General features: G+C 72.9%; 23 protein-coding genes, 3 tRNA genes and 1 pseudogene. 19 read left to right on the top strand and 8 right to left on the bottom strand.

The genetic code is table 11. From position 1 onward, the window contains the following. Window positions 1–244, bottom strand: a pseudogene (locus tag ACS04_RS38860) (hypothetical protein); the annotation flags it as partial. Between the two features lie 111 nt (window positions 245–355). Here ACS04_RS38860 and ACS04_RS08055 point away from each other — a divergent pair. The 10 genes from ACS04_RS08055 to ACS04_RS08010 all read left to right on the top strand — a co-directional run bounded on the left by ACS04_RS08055 (window position 356) and on the right by ACS04_RS08010 (window position 10,618). Beyond that, a complete protein-coding gene (locus ACS04_RS08055; RefSeq protein ID WP_048475839.1) occupies window positions 356–1,315 on the top strand; it encodes a complex I subunit 1/NuoH family protein in 960 nt (319 codons plus the stop codon). Beyond that, window positions 1,315–1,935: a NuoI/complex I 23 kDa subunit family protein gene (locus ACS04_RS08050; protein WP_398024913.1), complete on the top strand. Its 621-nt coding sequence runs from the start codon at window positions 1,315–1,317 to the stop codon at window positions 1,933–1,935. Before ACS04_RS08055 ends, ACS04_RS08050 begins: the two co-directional genes overlap by 1 nt. Before the next feature lie 5 nt (window positions 1,936–1,940). Next, window positions 1,941–2,537 carry an NADH-quinone oxidoreductase subunit J family protein gene (locus ACS04_RS08045; protein ID WP_048475845.1) on the top strand — a complete coding sequence of 199 codons (597 nt, stop codon included), beginning with the start codon at window positions 1,941–1,943 and terminating at the stop codon, window positions 2,535–2,537. Beyond that, window positions 2,537–2,911, top strand: coding sequence for an NADH-quinone oxidoreductase subunit NuoK (nuoK, locus tag ACS04_RS08040; RefSeq protein ID WP_048475838.1), 375 nt, complete (start codon window positions 2,537–2,539; stop codon window positions 2,909–2,911). The genes ACS04_RS08045 and nuoK overlap by 1 nt, the downstream gene beginning before the upstream one ends. After that, window positions 2,908–4,965, top strand: coding sequence for an NADH-quinone oxidoreductase subunit 5 family protein (locus ACS04_RS08035; protein ID WP_048475837.1), 2,058 nt, complete (start codon window positions 2,908–2,910; stop codon window positions 4,963–4,965). The genes nuoK and ACS04_RS08035 overlap by 4 nt, the downstream gene beginning before the upstream one ends. 38 nt (window positions 4,966–5,003) lie before the next feature. Next, window positions 5,004–6,587: a complex I subunit 4 family protein gene (locus ACS04_RS08030; RefSeq protein WP_048475836.1), complete on the top strand. Its 1,584-nt coding sequence runs from the start codon at window positions 5,004–5,006 to the stop codon at window positions 6,585–6,587. Continuing rightward, window positions 6,584–8,134 (top strand): NADH-quinone oxidoreductase subunit N, encoded by a 1,551-nt coding sequence (locus ACS04_RS08025; protein WP_245236320.1) that lies wholly within the window; start codon window positions 6,584–6,586, stop codon window positions 8,132–8,134. The genes ACS04_RS08030 and ACS04_RS08025 overlap by 4 nt, the downstream gene beginning before the upstream one ends. Window positions 8,135–8,372: 238 nt before the next feature. Then, window positions 8,373–9,236 carry a zinc metalloprotease HtpX gene (htpX, locus tag ACS04_RS08020; RefSeq protein ID WP_048475835.1) on the top strand — a complete coding sequence of 288 codons (864 nt, stop codon included), beginning with the start codon at window positions 8,373–8,375 and terminating at the stop codon, window positions 9,234–9,236. After that, on the top strand, window positions 9,233–9,625 hold the full coding sequence (locus ACS04_RS08015) for a YccF domain-containing protein (RefSeq protein ID WP_048475834.1): 393 nt from the start codon (window positions 9,233–9,235) through the stop codon (window positions 9,623–9,625). Before htpX ends, ACS04_RS08015 begins: the two co-directional genes overlap by 4 nt. Window positions 9,626–9,637: 12 nt before the next feature. Continuing rightward, window positions 9,638–10,618 carry a glycosyltransferase family 2 protein gene (locus ACS04_RS08010; protein WP_107438561.1) on the top strand — a complete coding sequence of 327 codons (981 nt, stop codon included), beginning with the start codon at window positions 9,638–9,640 and terminating at the stop codon, window positions 10,616–10,618. An 86-nt stretch (window positions 10,619–10,704) separates the two neighbouring features. On the opposite strand, the gene ACS04_RS08005 is transcribed toward ACS04_RS08010, so the two are convergent. The 3 genes from ACS04_RS08005 to ACS04_RS07995 form a co-directional block, all read right to left on the bottom strand. Then, window positions 10,705–11,952, bottom strand: coding sequence for an APC family permease (locus ACS04_RS08005; protein ID WP_048475833.1), 1,248 nt, complete (start codon window positions 11,950–11,952; stop codon window positions 10,705–10,707). A gap of 19 nt (window positions 11,953–11,971) precedes the next feature. Continuing rightward, a complete protein-coding gene (locus ACS04_RS08000) occupies window positions 11,972–13,399 on the bottom strand; it encodes a SulP family inorganic anion transporter (RefSeq protein WP_053080725.1) in 1,428 nt (475 codons plus the stop codon). A 220-nt stretch (window positions 13,400–13,619) separates the two neighbouring features. Continuing rightward, window positions 13,620–14,108 carry a YajQ family cyclic di-GMP-binding protein gene (locus ACS04_RS07995; RefSeq protein WP_030298135.1) on the bottom strand — a complete coding sequence of 163 codons (489 nt, stop codon included), beginning with the start codon at window positions 14,106–14,108 and terminating at the stop codon, window positions 13,620–13,622. Between the two features lie 198 nt (window positions 14,109–14,306). Here ACS04_RS07995 and ACS04_RS07990 point away from each other — a divergent pair. Together ACS04_RS07990 and ACS04_RS07985 are read left to right on the top strand one after the other, a co-directional pair. Continuing rightward, window positions 14,307–14,388, top strand: a tRNA-Tyr gene (locus ACS04_RS07990). A gap of 105 nt (window positions 14,389–14,493) precedes the next feature. Beyond that, on the top strand, window positions 14,494–14,931 hold the full coding sequence (locus ACS04_RS07985; RefSeq protein ID WP_048475831.1) for a DUF3574 domain-containing protein: 438 nt from the start codon (window positions 14,494–14,496) through the stop codon (window positions 14,929–14,931). Between the two features lie 30 nt (window positions 14,932–14,961). Here ACS04_RS07985 and ACS04_RS07980 read toward each other — a convergent pair whose 3' ends face one another. Both ACS04_RS07980 and ACS04_RS07975 read right to left on the bottom strand, forming a co-directional pair. Next, on the bottom strand, window positions 14,962–15,618 hold the full coding sequence (locus ACS04_RS07980) for an SDR family oxidoreductase (protein WP_048475830.1): 657 nt from the start codon (window positions 15,616–15,618) through the stop codon (window positions 14,962–14,964). Window positions 15,619–15,684: 66 nt separating this feature from the next. Further along, a complete protein-coding gene (locus ACS04_RS07975; RefSeq protein ID WP_209441659.1) occupies window positions 15,685–16,995 on the bottom strand; it encodes an amidohydrolase family protein in 1,311 nt (436 codons plus the stop codon). A gap of 451 nt (window positions 16,996–17,446) precedes the next feature. Between ACS04_RS07975 and ACS04_RS07970 the strand changes: the two genes are divergently transcribed. The 5 genes from ACS04_RS07970 (at window position 17,447) to ACS04_RS07950 (ending at window position 18,916) form a co-directional block, all read left to right on the top strand. Then, window positions 17,447–17,519: transfer RNA gene (locus tag ACS04_RS07970), tRNA-Thr, on the top strand. A 48-nt stretch (window positions 17,520–17,567) separates the two neighbouring features. Next, a tRNA-Met gene (locus ACS04_RS07965) sits at window positions 17,568–17,640 on the top strand. Window positions 17,641–17,728: 88 nt separating this feature from the next. Further along, window positions 17,729–17,893, top strand: coding sequence for a 50S ribosomal protein L33 (gene rpmG, locus ACS04_RS07960; RefSeq protein WP_007265873.1), 165 nt, complete (start codon window positions 17,729–17,731; stop codon window positions 17,891–17,893). A 140-nt stretch (window positions 17,894–18,033) separates the two neighbouring features. After that, entirely contained in the window at window positions 18,034–18,486 is a 453-nt protein-coding gene (locus ACS04_RS07955) for a MaoC family dehydratase N-terminal domain-containing protein (protein ID WP_048475829.1), read from the top strand. 1 nt (window position 18,487) lies between these two features. Further along, window positions 18,488–18,916, top strand: coding sequence for a MaoC family dehydratase (locus tag ACS04_RS07950; RefSeq protein WP_048475828.1), 429 nt, complete (start codon window positions 18,488–18,490; stop codon window positions 18,914–18,916). Window positions 18,917–18,979: 63 nt separating this feature from the next. Here ACS04_RS07950 and ACS04_RS07945 read toward each other — a convergent pair whose 3' ends face one another. Together ACS04_RS07945 and ACS04_RS07940 are read right to left on the bottom strand one after the other, a co-directional pair. Beyond that, window positions 18,980–19,903, bottom strand: coding sequence for an RNA polymerase sigma-70 factor (locus ACS04_RS07945; protein WP_048475841.1), 924 nt, complete (start codon window positions 19,901–19,903; stop codon window positions 18,980–18,982). A gap of 35 nt (window positions 19,904–19,938) precedes the next feature. Then, window positions 19,939–21,201 carry an NAD(P)/FAD-dependent oxidoreductase gene (locus tag ACS04_RS07940; protein ID WP_048475827.1) on the bottom strand — a complete coding sequence of 421 codons (1,263 nt, stop codon included), beginning with the start codon at window positions 21,199–21,201 and terminating at the stop codon, window positions 19,939–19,941. Between the two features lie 186 nt (window positions 21,202–21,387). Between ACS04_RS07940 and ACS04_RS07935 the strand changes: the two genes are divergently transcribed. Both ACS04_RS07935 and ACS04_RS07930 read left to right on the top strand, forming a co-directional pair. After that, entirely contained in the window at window positions 21,388–21,966 is a 579-nt protein-coding gene (locus ACS04_RS07935) for a TetR/AcrR family transcriptional regulator (RefSeq protein WP_048475826.1), read from the top strand. A 104-nt stretch (window positions 21,967–22,070) separates the two neighbouring features. Further along, a partial coding sequence (locus ACS04_RS07930; RefSeq protein ID WP_425337812.1) for an MFS transporter occupies window positions 22,071–23,048 on the top strand: 978 nt, incomplete at its 3' end.

Genomic DNA, 23,048 nt, shown 5'->3' with positions numbered 1-23,048 from the left:
CGGTCTCGGAGGGCTCGGCGAGCCAGGCGACCCCCGCGGCGGAATCCGGGGCGACACCCCCGGTCCCGGAGGCGGCGCCCGAGGCCGCGCCCGAGGCAGCTTCCGAGGCCGCCCCGCAGGCCGACCCGGCTCCGGGCCAGACGATCCGCGGCCGCACCGTGGCGCCGGGCAGGCGCCCCGCACCCCGCAGTGCGGACGCCCCCTGGCACCACGCCCGGCCCGCCTTCACGGAACCGCAGCCCACGCCCGCACCCGCGGCCGGGCCGGAACCCGGTGCGGGCCCCGCCGTACCCGAACCCGACGAACCAGACGACCCACACGGACCAGACGGACCCGACACCAACGGAGGCGACGCGTGAACGACGTCCTCGACGTCGCACTGCGACTCATCGTCGTCTTCGCCGTGTTCCTCGTGCTCCCGCTCGTCGTCGGGCAGACCGAGCACAAGGTCATGGCGCACATGCAGGGCCGCCTCGGCCCCATGTACGCCGGCGGCTTCCACGGCTGGGCCCAGCTCGTCGCCGACGGCGTGAAGTTCGCGCAGAAGGAAGACGTGGTCCCGGCGGGCGCCGACCGCCGCATCTTCCAGCTCGCCCCCGCCGTCGCCCTGCTCCCGTACCTCCTCGTCCTGGTCGCCATCCCCATCGGACCGGGCGAGGGCGCCGTCGGCCAGGCCATCGACGCCGGGCTCTTCTTCGTGCTGGCCGTCATGGGCGTCGGCGTCCTCGGCAGCCTCATGGCCGGCTGGGCCTCCGCGAACAAGTTCTCCCTGCTCGGAGGCTTGCGCACCGCCGCTCAGCTCCTCGCCTACGAGCTGCCCATGCTGCTCGCCGCCGCCTCCGTCGCGATGGCCGCCGGGACCGTGTCCCTCCCCGGCATCGTCGATGCCTTCCAGTGGTGGTGGCTCCCCTGGCAGATCACCGGCGCGCTCGTCTTCTTCACCGCAGGCCTCGCCGAACTCCAGCGGCCGCCCTTCGACATGCCCGTCGCCGACTCCGAGATCATCTTCGGCGCGTACACCGAGTACACCGGCCTGCGCTTCGCGCTGTTCCTGCTCGCCGAGTACGCCGGCATCGTCGTCCTCTGCGCCCTCACCACCGTCCTCTTCCTCGGCGGCTGGCACGGCCCGGTCGCCGACGGCTGGGTCTGGACCCTGCTCAAGACCGCCGTCCTCGCCTTCGTCGTGATCTGGCTCCGCGTCAGCTACCCGCGGCTGCGCGAGGACCAGCTCCAGAAGCTCGCCTGGACCACACTCATCCCGCTCGCGCTCGCCCAGATCGCGCTCACCGGCATCGTGAAGGTGGCGATCAGCTGATGCCCATCCCCGGATCCGGCCTCGCCAAGGGCCTCGCCGTCACCCTGCGCACGATGACGAAGCGCGCGCACACCGCCCAGTACCCCGAGGTGCAGCCCGAACTCCCGCCCCGCACCCGCGGGGTCATCGGCCTGTTCGAGGAGAACTGCACGGTCTGCATGCTGTGCGCCCGCGAGTGCCCCGACTGGTGCATCTACATCGACTCCCACAAGGAGACGGTCCCGGCCGCCACCCCCGGCGGACGCGAGCGCAGCCGCAACGTCCTCGACCGGTTCGCGATCGACTTCTCCCTCTGCATGTACTGCGGCATCTGCATCGAGGTGTGCCCCTTCGACGCCCTCTTCTGGTCGCCGGAGTTCGAGTACGCGGAGACGGACATCCTCGAACTCACCCACGAGCGCGACAAGCTGCGCGAGTGGATGTGGACCGTTCCGGCCCCGCCCGCCCTGGATCCGGCCGCGGAGGAGCCCAAGGAGATCGCCGCGGCCCGGAAGGCGGCGGAGAAGGCCGAAGCCGCGGCCGCCGCGGCAGCAGCCGCCGCAGCCGCCGAGGCCGCAGCGCCCGGGACGCCCGCGGCGCCCGGGACCGACACCCCCACCACCCCGGAGGCGGACGCGTGAGCGACCTGACCCCCGCGGCCACCACCCTGGCCGCCGCGGCGACGGGCCACGGGTTCCTCTCCCCGACCGGCGTCGAGATCGCCTTCCTCCTCGTCGGCCTCGCCACCCTCGGCGCGGCCGTCGTCACCGTCACCACCAAGCAGCTCGTGCACGCGGCCCTGTGGCTGGTCGTCGCCCTCGGGGGCATCGCCGTCGAGTACCTGCTGCTGACCGCCGAGTTCATCGCCTGGGTCCAGGTCCTGATCTACCTCGGCTCCGTGGTCGTCCTCCTCCTCTTCGGGCTGATGCTCACCAAGGCGCCCATCGGCCGCTCCCCGGACGCCGACTCGAACAACCGCTGGGTGGCCCTCGGCGTCGCCCTCGTCGCGGCCGCGTCCCTCGTCTGGGTCGTCGTCGACGCCTTCCGCACCACGTGGATCGACCTCGACGGACCCGCCCAGGGCTCGACGAAGGTCTCCGGCGAGATCCTCTTCCAGCACTGGGTGCTGCCCTTCGAAGCGCTCTCCGTCCTCCTCCTCGCGGCCCTGATCGGCGCCATCGTGCTCTCCCGCAGGGACGCCGTCGCCGGACCCGAAGACCACCCGAAGGGGCAGCAGCGCTGATGCACCTCGCCTACCCCGCCGTGCTCGCGGCGCTCCTCTTCTGCACGGGCCTGTACGGAGTACTCGCCCGCCGCAACGCCATCCTGGTCCTGATGTCCGTCGAGCTGATGCTCAACGCCGTCAACCTCAACCTGGTGGCCTTCGACGTCTGGCTGCGCGACGCCCTGCACGCCGGCCAGGCCCTCACCCTCTTCACCATCGCCATCGCCGCCGCCGAGATCGGCATCGGCCTCGCGATCGTGCTGATGGTGTACCGCAACCGCGGCACCTCGGACGTCGACCGGCTGCGCGACACCGCGGAGCGCCACGAGCCCGGCCCGGACACCCCGGACGGCCGGCCCGCCCCGAACCACCAGAGCGAGGTCACCGCGTGAGCACCACGACCCTCGCCGTCCTCGTCCCGCTCCTGCCCTTCCTGGGCGCGCTCGCGGGACTGCTGCTCGGCCGCAGCGCCCCCGGATTCGCCCGGCCCCTCGCCGTGCTGCCGGCCCTGGCCTCCGCCGTACTGGCCGTCGTCGTCGCCGTCCGCCAGGGCGGCGGCGAGCCGATCGTCGCCTCGACGCAACTGACCCCGACCGGCTCGGTGCCGATCGACCTCGCGCTCTACCTGGACGGATTCGCCGTCCTGGTCGCCGTGCTGGTCGGCGTCGTCGCCACCTGCGTACAGCTCTACTCCACCGCGTACCTCCGCGAGGACCCGCGCTACCCCTCGTACGCCGCCCTGGTCTCGCTGTTCACCTCCGCCATGCTGCTCGTCGTCTACTCCGGCGACCTGATGGTGCTGCTGGTCGGCTGGGAGGTCATGGGCATCTGCTCGTACTTCCTCGTCGGCCACTACTGGGAGACCGAGGCGGCCCGCTCCGCCTCCCTGAAGGCCTTCCTCGTCACCAAGCTGGGCGACGTCCCCTTCCTGATCGGCCTGTTCGCGCTCGCCACCGACGCCGGCTCCTTCCGGATCACCAAGATCCTGGACACCGTCGCCGCGGGCGGACTCGACCACCCGACCCTGATCGCGCTGCTGCTGCTCGCCGGGGTCGCGGGCAAGTCCGCGCAGTTCCCGCTGCACACCTGGCTCCCCGACGCCATGGCCGGCCCCACCCCCGTGTCCGCGCTGATCCACGCCGCGACGATGGTCGCCGCCGGTGTCTACTTCGTCGCCCGCCTCCTGCCGGTCTTCGAGGCCTCGCAGGCCGCGATGGTGGTCATGGCCGTCATGGCGGCCGTCACGATGGTCGGCTCCGGCCTCGCCGCCCTGGCCCAGGACGACATCAAGCGCGTGCTCGCCTACTCCACGATCGGCCAGCTCGGCTACATGACCGGGGCCCTGGCCGTCGGCGACCGCGGCGCCGCCGTCTTCCACCTCCTGTCCCACGGCGCCTTCAAGGCGCTGCTGTTCCTCGGCGCCGGCGTGATCATCCATGCCGCCGGGACGAACTCCCTCGCCGCCATGTCCCGCATGGACGGCCTGTCCCAGCGCATCCCCGACGCCTTCTGGACCATGACGATCGCGCTGCTCGCGCTCGCCGCGATCCCGCCCTTCGCCGGCTTCTTCTCCAAGGAAGCCGTCCTCGTCGCCGCCGAGCACGCCGCCGGCGGGCACACGCAGGCCGCTCCCAGCGCCGCCGGCTGGCTCGTCCTCGTCGCGGGCGTCCTGACCGCCCTGCTCACCGCCGCCTACGCCGCCCGGCTGTGGCTGATGGCCTTCCGCGGCCGGGGCGCGGCCGCCCCCGACCACGGCAAGGAGCCCCTCGCCATGACCGGCGTGCTGTGGCTGCTGGCGATCCCGTCCCTCGGACTCGGCCTCGCCGCCGGTCCGATCGCCGACTGGTTCGACGGCAACGGCCTCACCCCCACGCCGGTCACCTCCGTCCTCGGCACCGGAGCCGCCGCCGTCGGCGCGGTACTGACCTACGCCCTGTGGCAGCGGGCCGCCGCGAAGGCCGCCACGGCCCCCGCCACGGCCACACCCGCTCCCGGCGCCACCCTCGCCGCGGCCGACCAGCCCCCCGCCGTCGCCGCCGCGGTGTCCGCGGCCACCGCCGCGGCCGAATCCGCCGCCGAGACGCCCGAGGTCGCGGAGGTCGCCCACGAACACCCCGCCGTCCCGGCCGGCCCCGCCGCCGACCCCGGCCGGGCACTGCTCGGGCCCCTGCACCGCCACGCGGCCGACGGCTTCCACCTCGACGCCGTCTACGACCGGCTGTTCGTCCGCCCCGTCCGCGCCGCCGCGAGCCTCGTCCGCTTCCTCGACCGCGAGGTCGTGGACACGTACGTCAGCGGCGCGGGCGCCGGCCCCCGGCTGCTCGGCAGCCTCGTACGCCGTGCCCAGACCGGCAACGTGCAGAGCTACCTGAGCGCCCTGCTCGCCGGCGCCGTGGTCCTGGCGATCGCCACCGCCGTCCTCGCCAACGTCAACGCCGGATCGTGAGCCGTGAGTCAGCCGTGATTGATATCAGCCCGTCCGTGATGCAGTTCCTTCTGGCGTTCGTCGTGGCCGCACCGCTCCTCGGCGCCCTCGCGGCCCTCCTGCCCGCCCCGCCCGGACTCAAGGGCAAGAGCCCCGAACAGGCCGTGCTGCGCCACGGCGTGACCGTGACCGGCGTGGTCCTCGCCGCGGCCGTCGCCCTCGCCCTGGGCTTCGACCAGGACACCCCGGCCCGCTTCCAGGCGACCACGGACATCAGCTGGATCCAGGCGCTGAACGTCCGGATCCACCTCGGCATCGACGGCATCTCGCTCCCCCTCCTCCTGATGACCGCGCTGCTGTTCTTCCTCTGCGCGCTCTACAGCTACTTCAAGCTCCCCGAAGGCCCCTCCCCGAAGGCCTTCGTCGCCCTGCTGCTCGTCCTGGAGTCCGGCACCCTCGCGACCTTCGCCGTCCTCGACCTGCTGCTGTTCTTCCTCGCCTTCGAGATGGTCCTCATCCCGATGTACTTCCTCATCGCCCGCTGGGGCGGTGCTCAGAGGCAGGCCGCCGCCTGGAAGTTCATCCTCTACACCCTCCTCGGCTCCGTGGTCATGCTCCTCGGACTGCTGCTCATCGGAGTGAACAGCGGCACCTTCGACATGGTGGCACTCGCCTCCGACAACGGCCGCGGACTGACCCACACCACCCAGCTCCTGGCCGTCCTCGCCATCGGAACCGGCCTGGCCGTGAAGACCCCGATGTGGCCCCTGCACAGCTGGCTGCCCGACGCCCACACGGCCGCGCCCACCGTCGGCTCCGTCCTGCTGGCCGGCGTCCTGCTCAAGATGGGCACCTACGGGTTCGTCCGCATCCTGCTGCCGGTCACCCCCGACGGCATGGCGACCTTCGCCCCCTACCTGGGCGCCTTCGCCGCCGTCGGCATCGTCTACGGGTCGCTCGCCTGCCTCTGGCTCGCCCGCAAGGGCAACAAGGGCGACCTCAAGCGCCTCATCGCGTACTCCTCGGTCGGCCACATGGGCTTCGTGCTCCTCGGCATCGCCTCCATGACCCCCACCGGGGTCAACGGCGCGCTGTTCGCGAACATCGCCCACGGCCTGATCACCGGCCTCCTCTTCTTCCTGGTCGGCGCCCTCAAGGACCGCTACGGCACCGCCGACCTCGACACCCTCGCCGGAGCCACCGGCGCCGCCCTCTACGGCCGCGCCCCCCGCCTCGGCGCCTTCCTCGCCTTCGCCGCCGTCGCCTCGCTCGGCCTGCCCGGCCTGGCCGGCTTCTGGGGCGAGATGCTGGCCCTGTTCGGCGCGTTCGAGCCGGCGCGGGGACTGGCCCGGCCCGCGTTCCTGACGTACATGGCCTTCGGGGCGTTCGGCACCCTGCTCACCGCCGCCTACCTGCTGACCGTCGTCCGGCGCGTCTGCATGGGCGACCCCAACGCCCAGCCGGATCCCGCGCCGGGGGCGGCGTCCGGACCGGCGCTCGAACTCGCCGACATCCGGCACTACGAGTTCGCCGCCTGGACCCCGCTCGTGGCCCTCACCGTCCTCGCCGGCCTGTGGCCCGCCGTCCTCCTCGGCCTCACCGACCCGGCCGTCCAGAAGCTCCTCGCAGGAGGCAACGCATGACGGCCATGACGGCCCTGCCCACCGCGGCCGCGGCCCCGGCCGCCCAGGCCGCGAGCCTCGTCCAGAGCGTCGACTGGCTCGCGATCACCCCGGTGGTCCTGCCCGCCGCCGTCGCTCTGGTCGTCCTGGTCGCCGACCTCTTCGTACCGGAGCGCCGCAAGCCGCTGCTCGGCTGGCTCTCCGTCGCCGGCCTCGCCGCCGCGACCGCCACCCTGATCCCGCTGCGCGCCGGCGACCGCGCCACCTTCTGCCTCACCGCCGACCCCGGCGCGTGCAGCTACACCGCCGACCACTTCGCGCTGGTCATCCAGTTCCTGGTACTGGCGGGCGCCCTGGTCACGGCCCTGCTGTCGGTCACCGCGGTCCGCGACGCGCGCATGCCGGCCGGCGAGTACTGGTTCCTGCTGCTGTCCTCCGCCGCGGGCGCCGCCCTGCTGCCCGCCTCCCGCGACCTCGCCACCCTCATCGTCGCCCTCGAAGTCGCCTCGCTGCCCGCCTTCGCCCTCGTGGGCATGCGCCGCGGCGACCGGCTCTCCTCCGAGGCCGCCCTCAAGTTCTTCCTGTCCTCCGTCACCGCCACCGCCGTGTCGCTGATGGGCGTCAGCTTCGTCTACGCCGCCACCGGCTCCCTGCACCTCACCCAGGTCGCCGACCGGCTCGAAGACGTCCCCGGGCAGCTCGACACCCTCGCCATGGCCGGCGTCGCGCTCACCCTCGTCGGCTTCGCCTTCAAGACCGCCGCCGTCCCCTTCCACTTCTGGGTCCCGGACACCTACGTCGGCGCGCCGCTGCCCATCGCGGGCTACCTCTCCGTGATCGGCAAGGCCGTCGGCTTCACCGGGCTCATCCTCGTCACGGTGATCGCCTTCCCGGCGTACTCCGACATCTGGGGCCCGGCCCTCGCCGTCCTTGCCGCGCTCACCATGACGCTCGGCAACGCCGCCGCCGTGCGCCAGCGCGCCGACCGGCGCAACAGCGCGGTCCGGCTCCTCGCCTGGTCCTCCGTCGGCCAGGCCGGCTACCTGCTCGTCCCGATCGCCGCCGCCGCGTACTCCGGGCGCGACCAGATCGGCTCCACCGTCGCGTACGCCCTGATGTACGGCGCCGTGAACCTCGGCGCCTTCGCGGTGGCCGCCCTGGTCGCCCGGACGCACCCGCAGAACCGGATCAGCGACTACCGCGGCCTGTACGCGCGGCGCCCGGCGGCCGCCCTCGCGCTGGCCTTCTTCCTGGTCTGCCTGGCCGGCCTGCCGCCGGGCCTCATCGGCCTCTTCGCCAAGGTCACCGTCTTCCGCTCCGCGGTCGACGCGGGCCTCGGCTGGCTGGCCGTGGTCATGGCGGTCAACGTCGTCATCGCCCTGTACTACTACCTGCGCTGGACGGCACTGCTCTTCCGCGCCCCCGAGACCCCCGCCGACGGCGTCCGTACGAAGGCCCCGTGGCCGGTCTCCGCCGCGATCGCGGTCACGGCCGTCGTCGCGGTGGTGCTCTCGCTCGCCCCGCAGCTGGTCCTGCGCTTCGCGTCGGGCAGCCTGTTCCCGCTCTAGCCCGCCGTCGCCCGGGGCCCGCACGAGGGGCCCCGCGCCGGCAGGCCCGTACGCCGTGACCCGTACGGCCCAACGCCCGCCGTACGCCCGCCGCCCCGGCCCCCCGGGCGGCGGGCCCGCCGCGCCCTGGGAACCAGACGCCCTCACCTCGCGTTGAGCGATGAGGGAGGGTCCACTGGACCGTAGACCCTCAGAACCAGGACGGGGCTCCCCTGCCGCACCACTTGGAGGGCGTACCGTGCACCGCCGGCACAACGGGCTGAAGACCGCCGTACTCCTCGGCGGGCTGTCGGCACTCATCATCCTCATCGGGAGTTTCTTCGGGCGGGGCGGCCTGATCATCGCCGTCCTCGTCGCCCTCGGGACGAACGCGTACGCGTACTGGAACAGCGACAAACTGGCTCTACGCGCGATGCGCGCCCGCCCCGTCAGCGAGTTCGAGGCCCCGCAGCTCTACCGCATGGTGCGCGAGCTCTCCACGTCCGCGCGCCAGCCCATGCCCCGGCTCTACATCTCGCCGACCGAGGCGCCGAACGCGTTCGCCACCGGCCGCAACCCGCGCAACGCGGCCGTCTGCTGCACCGAGGGGATCCTGCGCATCCTCGACGAGCGCGAGCTGCGCGGGGTCATCGGCCACGAGCTGAGCCACGTCTACAACCGCGACATCCTGATCTCGTCCGTCGCCGGAGCCCTGGCCTCCGTCATCATGTTCCTGGTGAACTTCGCCTGGCTGATCCCGGTCGGCCGGTCCGACGACGACGAGGGGCCCGGCATCCTCGGCATGCTGCTGATCATGATCCTGGGCCCGCTGGCCGCCTCGGTGATCCAGCTGGCGATCAGCCGTTCGCGCGAGTACGAGGCGGACGCGTCCGGCGCCCAGCTCACCGGCGACCCGCTCGCCCTGGCAAGCGCCCTGCGCAAGCTGGACGCGGGAGTCAAGCAGCTCCCGCTGCCCCCCGAACCCAGGCTGGAGACCGCGAGTCACATGATGATCGCCAATCCGTTCCGCCCGGGCCAGGGCCTTTCTAAGATGTTCTCGACCCACCCCCCGATGGCCGAGCGCATCGCCCGGCTCGAACAGATGGCAGGACGCAGCCGATGAAGACCCTCCTCAACATCATCTGGCTCGTCCTCAGCGGCATCTGGCTCTTCCTGGGCTACTGCCTGGCGGGCGTGCTCCTGTGCATCACGATCATCGGGATCCCGTTCGGCATCGCGGCCTTCCGCATCGCCCTGTACGCCCTGTGGCCCTTCGGGTACACCACCGTCGAGCGCCACGACGCGGGCGCCGGATCCTGCGTCGGCAACGTCCTGTGGCTGGTCCTCGCGGGCTGGTGGCTGGCCCTCGGCCACATCGTCACCGGCATCGCCCTGTGCGTGACGATCATCGGCATCCCGTTCGGCATCGCCAACTTCAAGATGGTCCCGCTGTCCCTGCTCCCGCTGGGCCGTGAGATCGTCCCGACCGACGCGCCGTTCGCGTCCCGGTAGACGGCAGAGCCGGTGTCGTCCGCGAGCACGGCCACGACCCTCTCGGTCATCGTGCCGATGTACAACGAGGAAGAGGCCCTCCCCGCCCTGGTGGGCCGGCTGCGCCCGGTGCTCGACGAGACCGGCGTCCCGTACGAGGTGCTGGCCGTCGACGACGGGAGCACCGACCGGACCGCCGAACTCCTGGAGAAGTTCCGGACGGACTGGCCCCAGCTGCGCATCGTCCGGCTGCGCGGCAACTCCGGCCACCAGGCCGCCCTGCGCGCCGGACTGCACAGCTCGGTCGGGGCGTACGTGGCCAGCATCGACGCCGACCTCCAGGATCCGCCGGAGAAAATACCGGAGATGCTGGACCTGGCCCGGTCCGAGAACCTCGACATCGTCTACGGCGTCCGCTCCGACCGCAGCACCGACACCGGCTTCAAGCGCCGCACCGCCGCCGCCTACTACTGGCTGATGCGCCGCATGGTCGGCAAGCAGGTGCCCGCGCAGGCCGGGGACTTCCGGCTGCTCAGCCGCGAGGCAGTCGAAGCCCTCAAGTCCCTGCCGGACCAGCACCAGGTCTACCGGCTGCTGGTGCCGTGGCTCGGTTTCCCGAGCGGGCAGGTGACGTACCGCCGGGGCGAGCGGGTGGCGGGCGAGACCAAGTACCCGCTGAGCAAGATGATCCGCCTCGCCGTGGACGGCATCACCAACTTCTCCGCCGCGCCGCTGCGGCTGGCGACCTGGCTCGGCGTCATCAGCTTCGTCACCTGCTTCGTGATGATCGCCTGGACGCTGGTGGTCTTCCTGCTCGGCAAGACCGTGCCCGGCTGGAGCTCGCTGTTCGTCGCCATGCTGTTCCTGGGCGGCGTGCAGCTGATCTGCGTGGGGCTCCTCGGCGAGTACATCGGGCGGATCTACACCGCGGTGCAGCGCCGGCCCACGTACTTCATCGGGTACGACTCGGCGCGCGAGGACCCTGGCGATTCCCCCGGCGGACAGGGGAGCTGACGGCGGCTCCGAGGGGCTCCACGGCACCGTCCGGTACTGCGAGGACCCGGAGTGCGCCGGTCCGGACATGGCGCCCCGGGCGGAGTTCAGATCCCGGACCCGAGCCGGCCGCGCACCCCGTAGGCCGCCGCGCCCAACGCCAGTACCGCCGCCCCCGCGAGCGCCGACGCGGCCGGCAGCGCGCAGGCCAGTGCGACGCAGCCGGACAGCCCGACCGCCGCCACGGCCCGGCCCTTGACACCTGGACCGAGCGTCCACGCGGAAGCGTTCGCGATCGCGTAGTAGGCCAGCACCCCGAAGGACGAGAAGCCGATCGCGCCCCGCAGATCGGTGCTCGCCGCGAGCACCGCGACCACCGCGCCCACCGCGAGCTCCGCACGCCGGGGCACCTGGTGCCGGGGGTCTACGGCGGCCAGCGCGCGGGGGAGGTGGCCGTCGCGGGCCATCGCCAGGGTGGTCCGCGACACCCCGAGCACCAGGGCCAGCAGCGAGCCCAGCGCCGCCAGGGCCGCCCCGGCCCGGACCACGGGGGTCAGCCCGGGCACCCCTGCCGCCCGTACCGCGTCGGCCAGCGGGGCCGCCGAAGCCGCCAGGCCCCCGGCGCCCAGCACCGACAGGGCGGCCACCGCCACGGCGGCGTACACGAGCAGGGCGATCCCCAGGGCCAGGGGCACCGCCCGCGGGATCGTCCGCCGCGGATCGCGCACCTCCTCGCCCAGGGTGGTGATCCGGGCGTACCCCGCGAAGGCGAAGAACAGCAGCCCGGCCGCCTGCAGCAGACCGCCGGCGCCGCCGCCGGCCAGGCCGCCGAGCCGCTGCGCGTCCGCCGCCCCGGACGTCAGGCACACCACCACGACCCCGGCCAGCACGGCCAGTACCGCCGCCACGATCACCCGGGCGATCCGGGCGGACTTCTGCACGCCGCCCCAGCTCGCGGCGGTCAGCGCCACCACCGCCGCGACGGCCACGGCATGCGGGTCGGCGGGCCACACGTACGCCCCCGCGGTGAGTGCCATCGCCGCGCACGAGGCGGTCTTGCCGATGACGAAGCCCCAGCCCGCCAGATATCCCCAGAACGGACCGAGCCGCTCCCGCCCGTACACGTAGGTCCCCCCGGAAGCCGGATACCGGGCGGCCAGCCGCGCCGAGGAGTGCGCGTTGCAGTACGCGATCAGGGCCGCCACCGCCAGGGCCGCGAGCAGCGCGCCGCCCGCCGGCCCCGCCGCGCCCGCCGCCGGGGCGAGGGCGGCGAAGATGCCCGCCCCGACCATGGCGCCCAGCCCGACGACGACGGCGTCGGCCACCCCCAGCGTGCGCTTGAGTTCGTTGTCCACGCGCCGGAGGGTAACCGCCCTAGATGACGCCCTCGCGGCCGGTCGGGGACGTCCGGTTCCGCTCCCAGCCGTTCAGGGCCGTCAGGCAGGCGTGGTCGAGGTGGCGCAGCCCGCTCAGGTCGAGGCGTACCGGGTGCCCGGCGGGCAGCGCGTCCAGCTCGTCGAGCAGCTTCGGCAGGCGCAGGAAGCTGGCGCTTCCCAGGACCTGGACGTGGAGCTCGCCGCCCTCCCAGACCCCCTCGATGTGCACCTGGGAGGTCTCCCAGGCCGCCTTGGCCACGGCGAGCCCCAGTCCGACCAGCACGCCCTCGAAGAGGTTGGTGGCCACGATCGCGGCGGCCGTCGTCACCAGCACCACCGCCTCGCCCCGGTGCGTGCGCCACAGGCCGGCGACGGCCCGGGCCGGCAGCAGCTTCCAGCCGGCGTGCAGCAGCACCCCGGCCAGCGCCGCGAGCGGCACGATCCGCAGCAGCTGGGGGAGTGCGACGGCGAACAGCAGCAACCAGCAGCCGTGCATGACCCGGGAGGCCCGGGTGCGGGCCCCGGCCTCCACGTTGGCGGCGCTGCGCACGATCACGGCGGTCATCGGCAGGGCCCCCAGCAGCCCGCAGACGGTGTTGCCGACGCCCTGGGCCATGAGCTCCCGGTCGTAGTGGGTCCGCGGCCCGTCGTGCATCCGGTCGACGGCGGCCGCGCTGAACAGGGTCTCGGCCGAGGCGATCAGCGCCAGGGCGATCACGGTGCCGAGGGCCCCGGCGGAAGCCAGCAGCCCGAAGTCCGCCCAGCCGGGCGGGGCGACGGCCCCCAGCACTCCGGTCACGCTCACCTTGTCCACGGGCAGCCCCAGCAGCACCGTCACGGAGGTGGCGGCCGCCACCCCGACCAGTGCGCCCGGTACGAGCCGCAGCCGGGCCGGCATCCGGCGCCAGGCCACCAGGACCGCGATGGTCCCGGCCCCCAGCGCCACGGCCGCCCAGTCCGCCTCCGCGGCGAGCTCGGGGACCGCGGCCAGCTTCTCCAGGGTCGCGCCGGGAGCCGCCACGCCGCCCAGGGCGTACAGCTGGCCCGCGATCAGTACGAGCCCGATCCCGGCGAGCATCCCGTGCACGACGGCCACGGAGATCGCCCGGAACCACCGCCCGAGCCGCAGCGCCCCCATGCACAGCTGGAGCACCCCGGCCGCCAGCACCAGGACCCCCAGGGCGCGGGCCCCGTGCGTGTGCACCGCCTCGTGGACGAGCACGGTGAGCCCGGCGGCGGGCCCGCTCACCTGGAGCGAGCTGCCCCGGAACCAGCCGGTGACCAGCCCGCCCACCACCCCGGTCACGATCCCCAGCTCCGCGGGCACGCCGGAGGCGACGGCGACCCCCACGCACAGCGGCAGCGCGACGAGCGCGACCACGACGGACGCCCCGAAGTCCTCGCGAAACGCATCCACGCCAGGCATCCGTGAGCCTCCCCTGTCCCGCGGTGACGAACACCGCCAGGCTGGCGGGCGCGGGCACGGTTGCCCAAGTGCCCATTGGGGGCTGGTGAGGCGCATGCGCCGTGCACTCCGGGCACATGATCCGCACGCCCCCGAGGAGGGGCTCGGCCCCCGGGAACAGCCGCGGCCCGGCGGTCCGCGAAGGACCGCCGGGCCGCCGGACGGCAGGTGGAGACCGCGATCAGCGGTAGTTCACGAACTGGATCGCGAAGTCGAGGTCCTTGCCCTTGAGGAGCGCCTGGACGGCCTGCAGGTCGTCACGGCTCTTGGAGCTGACGCGCAGCTCCTCGCCCTGGACCTGGGCCTTGACGCCCTTGGGGCCCTCGTCCCGGATGATCTTGGCGACCTTCTTGGCGTTCTCCTGGGAGATGCCCTCCTCGATCGAGGCGAAGATCTTGTACTCCTTGCCGGACAGCTGCGGCTCGCCGGCGTCGAGCGCCTTCAGCGAGATACCGCGCTTGACCAGCTTGGTCTCGAACACGTCGAGGACGGCCTTGACGCGCTCCTCGGAGTTCGCCTCCATCAGGATCTTCTCGCCGGACCAGGCGATGGTGGCGCCGGTGCCCTTGAAGTCGTAGCGCTGCGAGAGTTCCTTGGCGGCCTGGTTGAGGGCGTTGTCGACCTCCTGCCGCTCGACCTTCGAGACGATGTCGAAACTGGAGTCGGCCATGTGCTGTGGCTCCTTGAAGTCGGCTGTCATTGCCCCGGAGGGCGCGGCCGGACATCCCCGGCCCGCTCGGCAAAGCCTAGCCACCGCGCCCGCCCCGGGTGCTGATCAATCCGGTGGCGAAGCACCCCCGGGCATCAGGTATCGTTTACGTCGTTGCCAGGGAGCGCCGCCGAGAGGCGGAAAAATGGCAGCGATCATGGCGGTGTGCCCGAGTGGCCAAAGGGAGCAGACTGTAAATCTGCCGGCTCAGCCTACCCAGGTTCGAACCCTGGCGCCGCCACGCGATGTGAGACCCCCGTTACTGCGGAAACGCAGTAACGGGGGTCTTCTCGTACGGCCCGCACCGGTGCCCGTATCGTCCGGGTCACGTGTTCGTTCTCCGGACGTGAACTTCATTTCTGACACGCGCGGGAGGGTCGGCGGCGGCGTGCTGCTCGCCCTCCTCGGAGCCGGGATCCCGGCACTGGTCGGGGCCGCACTGCACAGCCACGTGGGCGAGCCCTACCAGCAGACCACGCTCTATTTCGGCACGGAGCGCCCCGGCGACCGGGCCCCCGTCGCGGAACAGGAGTTCCTGGGCTTCCTGGACCGCGAGATCACCCCCGCCTTCCCCGAGGGGCTCACCCTCCTGGACGGGCGCGGCCAGTGGCAGCGGGCCGGCAAGGTCATCCGCGAGACCTCGTACGAGGTGGTGCTCCTCTACCCGGAGAAGGAGGCCGAGGAGCGCAGCGCGCGCATCGAGCGGATCCGGCAGGCCTACGAGGACCAGTACCAGCAGGACTCCGTCGGGCGCTCCGACGACGAGGTGACCGCCGAGTTCTGAGAGCCCGTCACCGCGGGGCCCCGGGCTGCCTCAGTTGCCCGCGACGGCCTTGACGGCCACCGCGACGGGGGTCGATCCCTCGATCAGCTCCAGCGTAAGGCCGGCCGTCGCCGGGGTGTCGACCAGCTCCGCCAGCACGGCGGCCACGTCGTCGCGCGGCACCGCCCCGCGGCCCGTCCGCGCCTCCAGCCGCACCCGTCCGGTGCCCGGGTCGTTGGTCAGCGAGCCGGGCCGCAGGATCGTCCACTCCAGGCCCAGCCGGGTCCGCAGGTGGTCGTCCGCCTCACCCTTCGCCCGCAGGTAGACGTCGAAGACGTCGTCGCCCTCGTGGTGGGCGTCCGCGCCCATCGAAGAGACCATCAGGAAGCGCCGGACTCCCGCCCGTTCGGCCGCGTCCGTGAACAGCACCGCCCCGTCCCGGTCCAGGGAATACTTGCGGGCCACGCCGCTCCCGGGCCCCGCGCCGGCCGCGAACACCGCGACGTGCGCGTCCTGCAGGACGCCCGCCACGTGGCCGACCGAAGCCGACTCCAGGTCGCAGAGCACCGGTTCGGCGCCCGCGTCCCGCAGGTCGTCGCCCTGCCCCGGATCGCGGATGATGCCCGCGACCTCGTACCCGCGTGCGGCGAGGAGTCGCTCCAGCCGCAGCGCGATCTGACCGTGTCCACCCGCGATGACGATGCGCATGCCACGACCGTACGACGAGCCGGGCGCCGCCGCCCCGCGAAACCGCCGGCCGACGGGCCGCGACGGTCAGGGGCCGGGCTCCGCACGGCCCTGGCGGGGCAGGTCCATGGCCACCGCCACCGCCGAGTCGCAGTACTCCCGTACGGCACTCGTGCGGGCCACCACCCGGCCGCGGTGGATCACGATCCGGCTGTACGCCAGGGACAGCACCCCCGCGATCCGGTCCCCCCGCACGGCCAGCAGCTCCGCGGGGAAGCCGGCCTCCACCCGGACCTCCGGCAGGCCCATCGCCTCCCTGGCGGCGCCGCTGACCGACGCGTAGGCCTCCACCGCCCGCAGCCCGCCCTGGGAGGCCAGCAGGAAGGCGGCCTCCAGCGGGTCGCCGCGGCCGACCGGGTTGCCGGCGTCCCGCAGCGCCCCGCTGCCGGCCGCGACCCGGACCCCGGCGGCGCGCAGCAGCCGTACGGGAGCCGTGCGCAGGCCGCGCCGCTCCAGGGCCGCGCAGTCCCCCTGGGGCAGGCAGGTGACCCGTACGCCGGCCGCGGCCAGCTGGTCGGCGGCCCGGTGCGCCACGTCCAGCGGGAGGCGCGACAGGCCGCCGCAGGGGCCGATCGTCACCCCCGGCCGCAGCCCGCCGGCCATCGCGGCGAGCCGGGCCAGGCGCCCGGGATCGTCACCGTCCGTGTGCAGGTCCACGGGGCAGCCGTGCTCGGCGGCGAGCTCCAGGACGGCTTCGAGGAAGCCCGTCGGGTCGGGGTCCAGGTCCGGGCAGCCGCCGATGACGGAGGCGCCCATCTTGACGGCGTCCCGCAGCATGGCGAGTCCGTCGGCGCCGGCCACCCCGGTGAGGAGGCGGGGCACGGCCACGGTGGTCAGGTCGGTCAGCCCGCGCAGCGAGCGGCGGGCCTGGAGCACGGCCTCCAGGGGGCCCAGGCCGTGCATGTCGCCGATCCGGACGTGGGAGCGCACGGCCGTGGCGCCGTGCCCGAGCTGGAGCAGTGCGGCCTCGGTGGCCCGGCGCTGCACCTCGTCGGTGCCGTACGAGACGGGTCCCTCGCCGTCGGCGGTCAGGGCGGTGTCCCCGTGGGCGTGCGGCTCGGCGGGGGCGGGGAGCAGCAGGTAGCCGCCGAGGTCGACGCGGGCGAGCGCGGGGGAGGGCAGGCTGCCCGCGGTGCCGACGGCCTGGATCCGGCCGCCGCCGAGCCGGACGTCGACCGTACGGCCGTCCGTGAGGCGGGCTCCCGAGAGCAGCAGGGTGGTGGACTCGGCGGCGGCCGCGTGCGCGCCGCCGGGCGGCCGCCGGGCCCCTTGGCCGCCGCCCTCACCACGGCCGCCCGGTGGGACGGGGGAGGGCTGCTGCGGCTGGCTGTCGGACATCGCGCTCCTGCGGTGGCTCGGGCGGTTCCTGGGCCGAGTGGCCGCGGCTCGCGGCCCAAGATCACGCAGCGTGCTCAGAGCCTAGGGCGCGGGGCTCCCTGCTCCGGGGAGGAGCGAAATAGTCGTACCGGTGTGGTGCGTGCGGGCGCGCCGGGGCGTGGCGTACGGACGCGCCCCGGCCGGGTGCGACCGGGTACGGCCGGGGCGCGGGTGGGTGCCGCTCCGCCGCGGACGCCCGCTCGCGCCGACCGCCCCGTACGGGAGCGGTGGTTCGGGACTCGGGGTGTCGCGCGGGCCCGCCGGGAATGTGAGCCCGGACACAATCTGCCCCGAAAAGGGCCTCGGAGGCACCTGGCGCTTGATCGGGAAAGCCTTCCCCGACCCCTCGGAGGCCAGTCGCCGCAAAGGATTTGGGCGATGGGCGGGCAACCGTGTAATGTCTTCATCGCTCGCCCCAATAGCTCAGTCGGTAGAGCGTCTCCATGGTAAGGAGAAGGTCTGCGGTTCGATTCCGCATTGGGGCTCTGGTGAGAGAGGTTCCCCACCCTCGGGTGGGGGGCTGATCACATCAAAGCGGCGTAGCTCAGTCGGTAGAGCAAGCGGCTCATAATCGCTGTGTCACCGGTTCAAGTCCGGTCGCCGCTACCCACAGTAGCCGATTGCGGGGTCGGTCTCCCGATCGGCTACTCTTTTATGCGTTCATCCGTCCCATAGTCCGTCAAGGAGCACTCACGTGGCTGCCACCGACGTCCGCCCGAAGATCACGCTGGCCTGCGTGGAGTGCAAGGAGCGGAACTACATCACCAAGAAGAACCGGCGTAACAACCCGGACCGCATGGAGATGAAGAAGCACTGCCCGCGCTGCAACTCGCACACCGCGCACCGCGAGACCCGCTGACCCCAGCGAAGTCTCGAATACAGGCACCGTCATGAGGTCGTCCCCTTCTTTGGGGGGCGGCCTCGTGTCGTTTCCGTGATCGCCGGTCTCTGATCGTTTTCCTCATGTGACCGACTTTTTCCAACAGGAGGTAGGGAGCCATGGCGCTCGACCAGTCCTTCGTGGGGCGGAGCTACCCGCCCACCGATCCGTACGAGGTCGGCCGGGAGAAGATCCGCGAATTCGCGGTGGCGGTGGGGGACCCGAATCCCGTCTACACCGACCCCGATGCCGCCAAGGCGTTCGGCCACCTGGACGTGATCGCCCCGCCGACCTTCGTGTTCGCGATCACGTTCGCGGCCGCCGGCCAGGTCGTGGAGGACCCGCAGCTGGGCCTGGACTACAGCCGCGTGGTCCACGGCGACCAGAAGTTCGCGTACTCCCGGCCCGTGCGCGCCGGTGACCGGCTCTCGGTGACCTCCACGATCGAGGCCGTGAAGTCGATGGCGGGCAACGACATCATCGACATCCGCGGCGAGGTCCACGACGAGACCGGCGAGCACGTGGTGACGGCGTGGACGAAGCTCGTCTCCCGCGCCCCCGAGGAGGCCTGAGATGACCGCGCAGATCAAGTACGCCGACGTCGAGGTCGGCACCGAGCTGCCGGCGGGCTCCTTCCCGGTGACGCGCGCCACGCTGGTGCGCTACGCGGGTGCCTCGGGCGACTTCAACCCGATCCACTGGAACGAGAAGTTCGCCCGGGAGGTCGGACTGCCGGACGTGATCGCGCACGGCATGTTCACCATGGCCGAGGCGATCCGCGTGGTCACCGACTGGGTCGGCGACCCGGGTGCGGTCGTCGAGTACGGCGTCCGCTTCACCAAGCCGGTCGTGGTGCCGAACGACGAGGCGGGCGCGCTGATCGAGGTCACGGCCAAGGTCGCGGCGAAGCTGGACGACAACCGCGTACGCGTGGACCTCACGGCGATGAGCGCGGGACAGAAGGTCCTGGGCATGTCCCGGGCCGTGGTGACCCTGGCCTGAGCCGGGCGCCGGGCGAGGCACCGGGCCGGGCGCCGGGCGGGGATGTCCCGCTCGGCGCCCGGCTCAGCGCGTTCCGATGCCGTGGGCGGTGCCCCCGGCGACGGCCCGGAGCTTGTCCGGGTTGGCGACGTTGTGGATCGTGGTGATCCGCCCGTCGGCGTCGAAGTCGAAGGTGACCGTGGAGATCACCCGGTCCGGTGCGCTGAACAGCAGGCCGGGGCCGCCGTTGATCTCGACGAGCTCGGCCCTCATGTCGGCGGGGGCGACGCCCTGATAGGTGACGCTGCCCATGGCGGCGAACCAGGAGGCCACCGTCTGCGCGCCCAGGACCGGGCGCATGGCCTGGCGGACCTTGCCGCCGCCGTCGGTCCAGAGGGTCACGTCCGGGGACAGGACCTCCATCAGGGCGTTGACGTCGCCGCCGGTCGTGGCGGCGAAGAACCGCTCCGTGACCTCGCGCCGACGGGACCGGTCGGCGGTGAAGCGCGGCCGGCGCGCCCGTACGTGCTCACGGGCCCGGTGAGCGGCTTGGCGCACCGCCGCCTCGGAGCGTTCCAGCGCCTCCGCGATCTCGGCGTGGCTGAAGTCGAAGACCTCCTTCAGCACGAACACCGCGCGCTCCAGCGGGCTGAGCGTCTCCAGTACGACGAGCACGGCCATGGACACCGATTCGGCGTCCACGACGGTCTCGGCGGTGTCGCCCGTGGTGAGGATGGGCTCGGGGAGCCACGGGCCGACGTAGGTCTCGCGCTGGTGGCGGGTGGACCGCAGCCGGGCCAGCGCCTCGTTCGACACGATCCGCGCCAGGTACGCCTTGGGGTCGGCAACCTGTGAGCGGTCGGCCGCCGACCACTTGATCCAGGTGTCCTGGACCGCGTCCTCCGCGTCCACCGCCGTGCCCAGGATCCGGTAGGCCACCGTGAACAGCAGGTTCCGGTGCCGGTGGAACACCTGCTGGTCCTGGTCCTGGTCCTGGTCCTGATCCAGGCCCTGCTCCAGGTCCGGCTCCGCGGACGGGCCCGTCACCGCTGCACCCCGCTGCGGGTGAAGCGGCCGCCGCGCGGCCAGACGGCTCCCGAGGCGGGCATCTTCTTCATACGGCCGTACGTCGGCCAGGGCGCGGCGCTCACTGCCTCTTTGTACCGCGCCGCCGTACGGCCCGTCAGATGAATACGCCGTGGACTGTCGTCGGGCCGGGTGAACTGCACCACCGCGTCGTTCCGTCCCAGGCTCACCGGCGTGTGGTAGTAGCCGAAGCGGAACGGCCGGGGCTCCTTGCCCTTCAGCGTGCGGACGATCGACACCGCGGCGTGCACGCCGGTCGGCATGCCGCCCTGACAGGTGCCGTGCATGACGCCGTAGCCCTGCCGGATCGCCGCCGCGTCGCCCACGGCGTACACCTGCGGGTGCGAGAGCGACCGCAGCGCGGCGTCGGTGAGGACGCGGCCGCGCTCGTCGACGGCCAGACCGGCGGCGGCCGCCAGCGGCGACACCCGCGTACCGCTGGTCCACAGGACCGCGTCGGCGCGAACGCGCTCGCCCCCGGCCAGCTCGACCGCGCCGGGCAGCACCTCCACCACCTCGACCGCGCTGCGCACGGCCACGCCCAGGCGGCCGAGCGCGGCCCGCAGGTACGCCCCCGCCTTCGGGGTCATCGAGGCGCCGGGTTCCTGCCGCCCCAGCAGCACCACGTCCAGGCCGGGGTGGCGCTCGGCGATCTCCGCGGCGGACTCGACGCCGGTCAGCCCGCTCCCGACGACGACCACCGTCCCGCTGCCGCTGCTGCCGTCGGCGTCGGCGCCCGCGAGCCGGTCCAGCCGGTCGGCCAGGACCGCCGCGTCCTCGGCGCTGTTCAGGGTGTACGCGTGCTCCTCCACGCCCGGCACCCTCGCGAGGTCGGCCACGCTGCCCAGCCCGTAGACCAGCGTGTCGTAGTGCAGGACGCGGTCGTCGTCGATGCGGACCGTCCTCGCGCCCGCGTCCACCGCCGTCACCCAGCCGCGGACGAACCGCGCGCCCGTCCCCTCCAGCAGCTCCGGGATGCTCAGCTCGGCGAGCTGCTGCCCGGTCGCCGTCATATGGAGCCGCAGCCGCTCGGTGAACCGTTCCTGCGCGTTCACCAGGGTCACCCGCACGTCCGGGCGCCGCCCGACCCGGGCTCCGAGCTGGACGGCCGCCGACATCCCCGCGTACCCCGCCCCCAGGATCAGGACGTGGTGGATGCCGTCCCCGCTGTCCGCCCCGGCCGCATCCGCCCGCCGCCCGCTCTTCGACTGTGCGCTCATCGCTCTCGCCCTTCTCCACTCGCTGTTGACGACCACCAGATGCGAGCAGGGGCCCCGTTCGTGACACGGCTGCGATGTGACGCGCGACACCCTCCCGCCGACGCGGCCCGGAGGTGTGCGAACCGCTGCGCCGTACGGAAAGCGAGAGGCTTGCCAAGTTAGTGATTGAGTACTAACTTTGCACGCATGGCAAGGATGAGTGCGGACGAGCGGCGCGAGAGCGTCATCCGTGCGGCGGTGCACGAGTTCGCCCGCGGCGGCTTCCACGGGACCTCCACCGAGGCGATCGCCAAGCGGGTGGGCGTCTCGCAGCCGTACCTGTTCCGGCTCTTCCCCAACAAGCCGGCGATCTTCCTCGCCGCCGCCGAGCGCTGCCTCCACGAGACCCGGGAGGTGCTCGCCGCGGCTGCCGAGGGGCTGGAGGGCCAGGAGGCCACGCACGCCATGGCGAACGCGTACGCCCGGCTCATCACCGAGGATCCGGACAAGCTCCAGATGCAGCTCCAGATGTACGTCACCATCGCCGCCGCCGAAGCGGCCGGCGACCACGAACTCGGCGAGCTCGTGCGCAAGGGCTGGATGGAGCTCTGGGACACCGTTCACATCCCCCTCGGCGGGGACGTCAACGAGACCACGACCTTCATGGCCTACGGAATGCTGATCAACAACCTGGCCGCCATGGGCTTCCCGCCCGGGCACCGGGTCTGGGAGGGGCTGTTTCCCGCCGCCCGCGTCCAGGGCAGGGCCGGCCGGCCGGGGGAGTGAGCCCCCGGCGGGCCCGGTCCGCCGCCTCGTGCGGTGCATTTCCATGGCCGCAAAAGTTAGTCAGTGATAACTAACAAGGCTCTTCACCACCTCAGGGGAAAACCGTGAACTCCACGCACGAAGCCGAAGGCGCCCGGGACACCCGGGCCGCCGCGCTCCGCGGCCCCGCCGTCTGGGCGCTCGTCCTCACCTCCGTGGCCGGCTTCATGGCCGCCCTCGACAACCTCGTCGTCACCACCGCCCTCCCCGCCATCCGCCAGGATCTCGGCGGCGCGCTGGAGGACCTGGAGTGGACGGTGAACGCGTACACGCTCACCTTCGCCGTCCTCCTGATGTTCGGCGCGGCCCTCGGCGACCGCTTCGGGCGGCGCCGGCTCTTCATGGCCGGCCTCGCGGTGTTCACCGGCGCCTCGGCCGCCGCCGCCCTCTCGCCCGGCATCGACGAGCTCATCGCCGCCCGCGCCGTCCAGGGCGTCGGCGCCGCGGTCATGATGCCGCTCACCCTCACCCTGCTCACCGCCGCCGTCCCGCCCGCCCGCCGTGGCATGGCCCTCGGGATCTTCAGCGCCGTCAGCGGCCTCGCCGTCGCCAGCGGCCCGCTCGTCGGCGGCACCCTCACCGAGCACATCTCCTGGCAGTGGATCTTCTGGCTGAACGTCCCGATCGGGCTGGCCCTGCTCCCGCTCGCCCGCCTGAAGCTGGCCGAGTCCACCGCCCCGAACGCCCGGCTCGACGTCCCGGGAACGCTCCTCATCAGCGGCGGCCTCTTCGGCATCGTCTACGGCCTCGTCAACGCCAACGCCCACGGCTGGACGAGCGGCCCCGTACTGACCGCACTGATCGCCGGCACCGCGCTCGTCGGTGCCTTCGTCGTCCACGGCTTCCGCAACGCGAACCCCATGCTGCCCATGCGCCTCTTCCTGAACCGGGGCTTCCTGGGGATCAACACGGCCAGCCTCCTCATGTACCTGGGCATGTTCGGCTCGATCTTCCGGCTCAGCCAGTTCTTCCAGGGCGTCGCCGGCTACTCGCCCCCCCAGGCCGGGGTCCGCATGCTGCCCTGGACCGCCATGCCGCTGGTC

Source organism: Streptomyces roseus (assembly GCF_001044425.1).
Taxonomy (GTDB): Bacteria; Actinomycetota; Actinomycetes; order Streptomycetales; family Streptomycetaceae; genus Streptomyces; species Streptomyces roseus.
The sequence above is the reverse complement of the archived record's forward strand: the minus strand, read 5'-3'. Positions and strand labels throughout refer to the sequence as shown.